Here is a 6336-nt window from a genome sequence, read left to right on the forward strand (position 1 = left end):
CTGCGGCGGCGGTGCACCGGCCGCGGCGGCGAGCGCGCCGGCGGTCCCGGCGGACGCGCAGGCGGGGCAGTTCCTCGGGATGCCGGGGATGCTGGCGCCCGCGCCGCTGCCGGACCGCCAGGGCCGCCAGGACGTGCGCTGGCTGATGATGTCCAACGTCTGCAAGCACTGCACGCACGCCGCCTGCCTGGACGTGTGCCCCACCGGGGCGCTCTTCCGCACCGAGTTCGGCACCGTCGTCGTGCAGCAGGACGTCTGCAACGGCTGCGGCTACTGCGTCTCCGCCTGCCCCTACGGCGTCATCGACAAGCGCGAGGGCGACGGCCGGGCCTGGAAGTGCACGCTGTGCTACGACCGCCTCGGCGAGGACCAGACGCCCGCGTGCGCCAAGGCGTGCCCGACGGAGTCGATCCAGTTCGGCGACCTCGACGAGCTGCGCGAGCGCGCCGAGCGGCGCCGCCGGCAGCTGCACGAGGTCGGCGTCACCGAGGCCCGCCTGTACGGGGACGACCCCGACGACGGGGTCGGCGGGGACGGGGCGTTCTTCCTGCTCCTCGACGAGCCGGAGGTCTACGGCCTGCCGCCGGACCCGGTGGTCACCACCCGCGACCTGCCCTCCATGTACCGGCACATGGCGGCCGCGGCCGGGTTCATGGTGCTCGGCGCGCTCGCCGCGGCGGTGGGCAGGCGATGAGCGGGCAGGAACCGCCCCAGCTGAAGGGTTTCCGCCAGGAGGACCCCCGGCCCTCCCAGCGCACCCCGCACCAGCCCGGACAGCCCGGCTCCGAGCACGCCGACGGCACCGACCCGATCGGCGGGCAGGCGGCCCGGATGTGGGGCGCCGGGATGGGCAAGCGCGAGAAGGGCCGCGGGCGCAAGGGCGACGTGAACGCCGTCGTCCCGGACGCGGAGTTCCGCTCCTACTACGGCCGCGCCGTGCTCAAGCCGCCCGTGTGGACGCACGACATCGCGTACTACCTCTTCACCGGCGGCCTGGCCGCCGGCACCTCGATGCTCGCGGCCGTCGCCGACGCCGAGGGGCACGTCGCCGCCCGCCGCGGGCTGCGCCTGACCTCGCTGGGCGCTGTCGGTGCCAGCGCGTACTTCCTGATCATCGACCTCGGGCGGCCCGAGCGGTTCTACAACATGCTCCGCATCGCCAAGCCCACCTCGCCCATGTCGGTCGGCACGTGGATCCTGTCCGCGTTCGGGCCGCTGTGCGGGGCCGCCGCCGTCGCCGAGGTCGGCCCGCTGCTGCCCCGCCACGGCCTGCTCGGCCTGGCCCGCCGCCTCGCCGGGCCGCTGGGCTCGGCGGCCGGGGCGGGCGCCGCGCTGACGGCGCCGCTGCTGGCCACCTACACCGCCGTCCTGTTCGCCGACACCGCCGTCCCCAGCTGGCACGAGCCCTACCGCGAGCTGCCGTTCGTCTTCGGCGGCAGCGCGCTGGCCGCGGGCGCCGGCGCGGGGCTGGTGCTGGCCCCGGTGCGGCAGAACGCGGCCGCCTCGCGCGCCGCGCTCATCGGCGCGAGCGTCGAGCTGGTCGCGGCGCACCGCATGGAGTCCGGCCACGGCCTCGTCAGCGAGCCCTTCCACCTCGGGCGCCCGGGGAGGTTCCTCAAGACCGCCCGCGCGCTGACGGCCGCGGGGGCGCTCGGGGCCGTCCTCGGCCGCCGCTCGCGCGTCGTGTCCGCGCTGTCCGGGGCCGCCCTGCTCACCGGCTCGTTCCTGACCCGGATGGCGGTCTTCGAGGCCGGGGTCGCCTCGACGAAGGACCCCAAGTACGTGGTCGTCCCGCAGCGCCAGCGCCTCGCCGACCGCGAGGCGCTGGCCCGCGAGGACCACCACGCCGAGGACGAGCGGGCCCGCGGGGCCCGCGCCTGAGAGCACCGGTGGAACGACCCGCCGCGCGGACGACCGGCACCGCGGCCGCCCGCTGACCACACCCGCAGGGAGGCACCACCGTGGCGTACAAGACGCCGGACCAGATCGCCGTCGCCGCCGCCGCGGCCGGTGAGAAGAAGGCGCACCTGCCGATCCCCAAGATGCTCGTCGGCGGGTTCCTCGCCGGCGCCTACATCGCCTTCGCCGGTCTGCTGGCCGTCGACGTGACCGCCGGGCTCGACCCCGCCCTGTGGGGCGGGGTGACCACGCTGCTGACCGGCGCCGTCTTCAGCATGGGGCTCGTGCTCGTCATCGTCGCCGGCTCCGAGCTGCTCACCGGCAACATGGCCCTGGTCCCGATGGCGGTGCTGCACAAGCGGATCACCATCGGCCGCCTCGGGCTGAACTGGACCGTCATCCTCCTCGCCAACCTGCTCGGCGCGCTGTTCGTGGCCTACGTCCTCGCCATCCAGGCCGGGGTCGTCGGCACGGCCGGCTCCCCGGAGGGCTCCACGGCCGCCGCCACCTACGAGCGGCTGTCGGCCATCGCCACGGGCAAGGCCGTCACCGAGTCCAACGGCACGATCTTCCTGCGCGCCATCGGCTGCAACTGGCTGGTCTGCCTGGGCGTGTGGATGGCCCTGGCGGCCGAGGACATCGCCGGCAAGGTCCTGGCCATCTTCTTCCCCATCACCGCCTTCGTGGCGCTGGGCTTCGACCACATCGTGGCCAACATGTTCTTCCTGCCCGCCGCGCACTGGGCCGGCACCCCGGGCTTCGGCTGGGGCGACATCCTGCGCAACTGGCTGTTCGCGGGGATGGGCAACGTCGTCGGCGGCAGCGTCTTCGTCGGCCTGGCCTACTGGTTCCTCTACCTGCGCGGCGCCCCGGCCACCCCGGCCACGACGGCCGGCACCTCCGACGGCAGCGGCACCTCCGGCGCCCCGCGCCAAGAGCAGCGCAAGGGCTGACCGCCGGGGCCGGGCGGTGCTGCGGAGGGTGCTGCGGGAGGTGCCTCAGCCGCGCACGAGCAGGGTCGTGCCCGGCCGCGCGGGCACGAACTCCCCGACCACCGGGTAGCCGGGCACCTCGCCGGCCACGAGCAGCCCGCCGGAGGTCTGCGCGTCGGCCAGCAGGACCAGCTCGTCCTCGTCCACCCCGCCGGCCTCCAGGCCCGGGCGCACCCACTCCAGGTTGCGGCGGCTGCCGCCGGGCACGTACCCGTCGGCCAGCGAGGCCCGCGCCCCCTCCACGTACGGCACGGCGGCCGCGTCGACGACCGCGGTGACACCGCTGGCGCGGGCGACCTCGTGCAGGTGCCCCAGCAGGCCGAAGCCGGTCACGTCGGTGGCGCAGCGGGCACCGGCGGCCAGCGCCGCGGCCGAGGCGTCGGCGTTGAGGGTCGTCATGAGCGCGACCGCCTCCTCGAACACCTCCCCGGTCTGCTTGTGCCGGTTGTTGAGCACCCCCAGCCCCAGCGGCTTGGTGAGGGTGATGGGCACACCCGCGACGGCGGCGTCGCCGCGCAGCAGCCGCTGCGGGTCGCCGGTGCCGGTGACGGCCATCCCGTACTTGGGCTCCGGGTCGTCGATGCTGTGCCCGCCGCCCAGGTGGCAGCCCGCGGCGGCGGCGGCGTCCGCCCCGCCGCGCAGCACCTCGCGCGCCAGCTCGCGCGGCAGCACCTCGCGCGGCCAGCCGAGCAGGTTCACCGCCACCAGCGGGCGCCCGCCCATGGCGTACACGTCGGAGAGGGCGTTCGTGGCCGCGATCCGGCCGAAGGTGTACGCGTCGTCGACGACGGGGGTGAAGAAGTCGGCGGTCGCGATGACGGCCGTGCCGCCCTCGATCGTCACCACCGCCGCGTCGTCGCCGACACCCACGACCAGGTCGCCGCCGGCGGGCGGGGCGAGCCCGGCCACCATCTCCTCCAGCTCGCCGGGCGGGATCTTGCACGCGCAGCCGCCGCCGTGGGCGTACTGGGTCAGCCGAACGCGCTGGGCACTGCTGCGAGCCGTCACGGGCGCCACGGTAGGTCACGGCCGCCGCGGTGTGGCAGGGTGGCCCCGCGCGCTGCCGGGGAGGCGTACGGGTGCCTGGTGGCCCCCGCGGTCTTCAACACCGACGTGACCGAGCACCTCGGTCAGGTGGGTTCGATTCCCATCCGCCTCCGCCAGCGCGTAGGTTCCTGCTCCGTGCCAGCGACCGTGCCCCCCACCGCGCCGCACGACGTGCCGCAGGACGTGCGCCGCGGCGTCCCGCGCACCGACGCGGTGCTGGCCGCCCCCGAGCTCGCCGACGCGCTCGAGCGCCACGGCCGCGACCTCGTCAGGGGCCTGGTGCGCGAGGTGCAGCAGCGGGTGCGCGCCGGGTCCGTGCCCGCCGGGGACGTCGTCGCCGAGGTGCTGGCCGCGCTGCCGCCCGCCGGCTCCTCCCTGCGCCCGGTGCTCAACTGCACCGGAGCCGTCCTGCACACCAACCTCGGGCGCGCGCAGCTGTCGGCCCCGGCGCTCGAAGCCGTCGTCGCGGCGGCCGGGGCCACCGACGTGGAGATGGACCTGGAGACGGGCCGCCGCGCCCGCCGCGGGCGCGGCACGCTGCAGGCGCTGCGGGACGCCGTCCCCGAGGCGCAGGACGTGCACGTGGTCAACAACGGCGCCGCCGCGCTGGTGCTGGCCGCCACCGCGCTCGCCGCGGGCGGCGAGATCGTCGTCAGCCGCGGCGAGCTCGTCGAGATCGGCGACGGCTTCCGCCTGCCGGACCTGCTGGAGTCCACGGGCGCGCGGCTGCGCGAGGTGGGCACCACGAACCGCACGGCGCTGGCCGACTACGCGGCGGCGATCGGGCCGCGCACCGGCATGGTCCTCAAGGTGCACCCCTCCAACTTCGTCGTCACGGGCTTCACCGCGGGCGTCGGGCCCGGCGAGCTGGCCACCCTCGGCGTGCCCGTCGTCGTCGACACCGGCTCCGGCCTGCTGCGCCCGGACCCCGCCCTGCCGGACGAGCCGGACGCCGCGAGCACCCTGGCCGCCGGCGCGGACCTGGTGACCGCCAGCGGCGACAAGCTGCTCGGCGGCCCGCAGGCGGGGCTGCTGCTGGGGCGCGCCGACCTCGTCGAGCGGTTGCGGCGCCACCCGCTGGCCCGGGCGCTGCGGGTGGACAAGCTCACCCTGGCCGCGCTGGAGGCGACGGTGCGCGACGTGCGCACCCCCACGAGCGCGGCCGTGCACGCCGACCCCGGGCGGCTGCGCGCCCGCTGCGAGGCGACCGCGCAGATCGTGCGCAGCGCCGGCGTCGAGGTGTCCGTGCAACCCGCGCCGGCCGTCGTCGGCGGCGGGGGAGCGCCCGGTGTCGAGCTGGCCTCGTGGGTGCTCTCGCTGCCGGAGGCGCTCGCCCTGCCGCTGCGCCGCGCCACGCCCGCCGTCGTCGGGCGCGTCGAGCGCGGCCGGCTGCTGCTGGACCTGCGCTGCCTGGCCCCCGCGCAGGACGCCCAGGTCGCCGACGCGGTCGCGGCCCTCGCAGCGGCCGGGACGCGCTGATGCACGTCGTCGCCACCGCCGGGCACGTCGACCACGGCAAGTCGACCCTCGTGCGGGCCCTCACCGGCCGCGACCCCGACCGCTTCGCCGAGGAGAAGCGGCGCGGGCTGACCATCGACCTCGGCTTCGCGTGGACGCGGCTGCCCGGCGCCGGGCCGGTGGCCTTCGTCGACGTGCCCGGCCACGAGCGCTTCGTGCCGACGATGCTGGCGGGCGCCGGGCCGGTGCCCGCCACCGTGTTCGTCGTGGCCGCCGACGGCGGCTGGATGCCGCAGTCCGCCGAGCACCTGGCCGCCCTGGACGCCCTCGGCGTGCGCCACGGCCTGCTCGTGGTCACCCGCGCCGACCTCGCCGACCCCGCGGCCGCCACCGGGCGCGCGCTGGCCGAGCTGGAGCGCACCTCGCTGGGGCGGGTGCCGGCCGTGGCGTGCAGCGCGGTGACCGGGCAGGGGATGGACGAGGTGCGCGCGGCGCTCGTCCGGCTGCTCGCCGCGCTGCCGGCGCCGCAGGCGCAGGCGCCGGTGCGGCTGTGGGTGGACCGCAGCTTCACCGTCAAGGGCGCCGGGACCGTCGTCACCGGCACCCTGGGCGCCGGCACCGTCGCCGTCGGCGACGAGCTGGAGCTGCGCGGCACCCGGGTGCGGGTGCGCTCGGTGCAGAGCCTGGAGACGGAGGTCGAGCGCGCCGGCGCCGTGGCCCGCGTCGCGCTGAACCTGCGCGGCGTGGACCGCCACGACGTCCGCCGCGGCGACGCGCTGCTCACCCCCGGCACCCACGTGCACACCGACGTCGTCGACGTGCGGCTGCCGGTGGGCGAGGAGGACTGGCAGGGCGCCGGGCAGCTCGTCGTGCACGTGGGCTCCGCGGCCGTGCCCGCGCGGGTGCGCCCGCTGGGCATCGACGCGGCAGACACCGCGGG

At 76.9% G+C, this 6336-nt stretch carries 6 protein-coding genes and 1 tRNA gene; 6 read left to right on the top strand and 1 reads right to left on the bottom strand.

What is annotated here, in order from left to right; genetic code table 11:
• The 3 genes from GTQ99_RS18310 to GTQ99_RS18320 form a co-directional block, all read left to right on the top strand.
• The coding region (locus GTQ99_RS18310) for a 4Fe-4S dicluster domain-containing protein (RefSeq protein WP_205707765.1) at positions 1-694 on the top strand (694 nt) is incomplete at its 5' end.
• The gene (gene nrfD, locus GTQ99_RS18315; RefSeq protein WP_205707766.1) at positions 691-1881 is read left to right on the top strand and encodes an NrfD/PsrC family molybdoenzyme membrane anchor subunit; all 1191 of its coding nucleotides are present in this window, start codon (positions 691-693) and stop codon (positions 1879-1881) included. The genes GTQ99_RS18310 and nrfD, both read left to right, overlap by 4 nt.
• 80 nt (positions 1882-1961) lie before the next feature.
• Entirely contained in the window at positions 1962-2852 is an 891-nt protein-coding gene (locus tag GTQ99_RS18320) for a formate/nitrite transporter family protein (protein ID WP_166617159.1), read from the top strand.
• Between the two features lie 45 nt (positions 2853-2897).
• On the opposite strand, the gene selD is transcribed toward GTQ99_RS18320, so the two are convergent.
• On the bottom strand, positions 2898-3908 hold the full coding sequence (gene selD, locus GTQ99_RS18325) for a selenide, water dikinase SelD (RefSeq protein ID WP_166617160.1): 1011 nt from the start codon (positions 3906-3908) through the stop codon (positions 2898-2900).
• A gap of 50 nt (positions 3909-3958) precedes the next feature.
• On the opposite strand from selD, the gene GTQ99_RS18330 reads away from it, so the two are divergent.
• The 3 genes from GTQ99_RS18330 to selB all read left to right on the top strand — a co-directional run.
• Positions 3959-4054, top strand: a tRNA-Sec gene (locus tag GTQ99_RS18330).
• A 19-nt stretch (positions 4055-4073) separates the two neighbouring features.
• Positions 4074-5417 (top strand): L-seryl-tRNA(Sec) selenium transferase, encoded by a 1344-nt coding sequence (gene selA / locus GTQ99_RS18335; RefSeq protein ID WP_338075094.1) that lies wholly within the window; start codon positions 4074-4076, stop codon positions 5415-5417.
• Positions 5417-6336 (top strand): selenocysteine-specific translation elongation factor (gene selB, locus GTQ99_RS18340; protein WP_166617161.1); only part of this gene is annotated, 920 nt, incomplete at its 3' end. The genes selA and selB, both read left to right, overlap by 1 nt.

It is taken from the genome of Kineococcus vitellinus (genome assembly GCF_009906315.1).
Lineage (GTDB): Bacteria > Actinomycetota > Actinomycetes > Actinomycetales > Kineococcaceae > Kineococcus > Kineococcus vitellinus.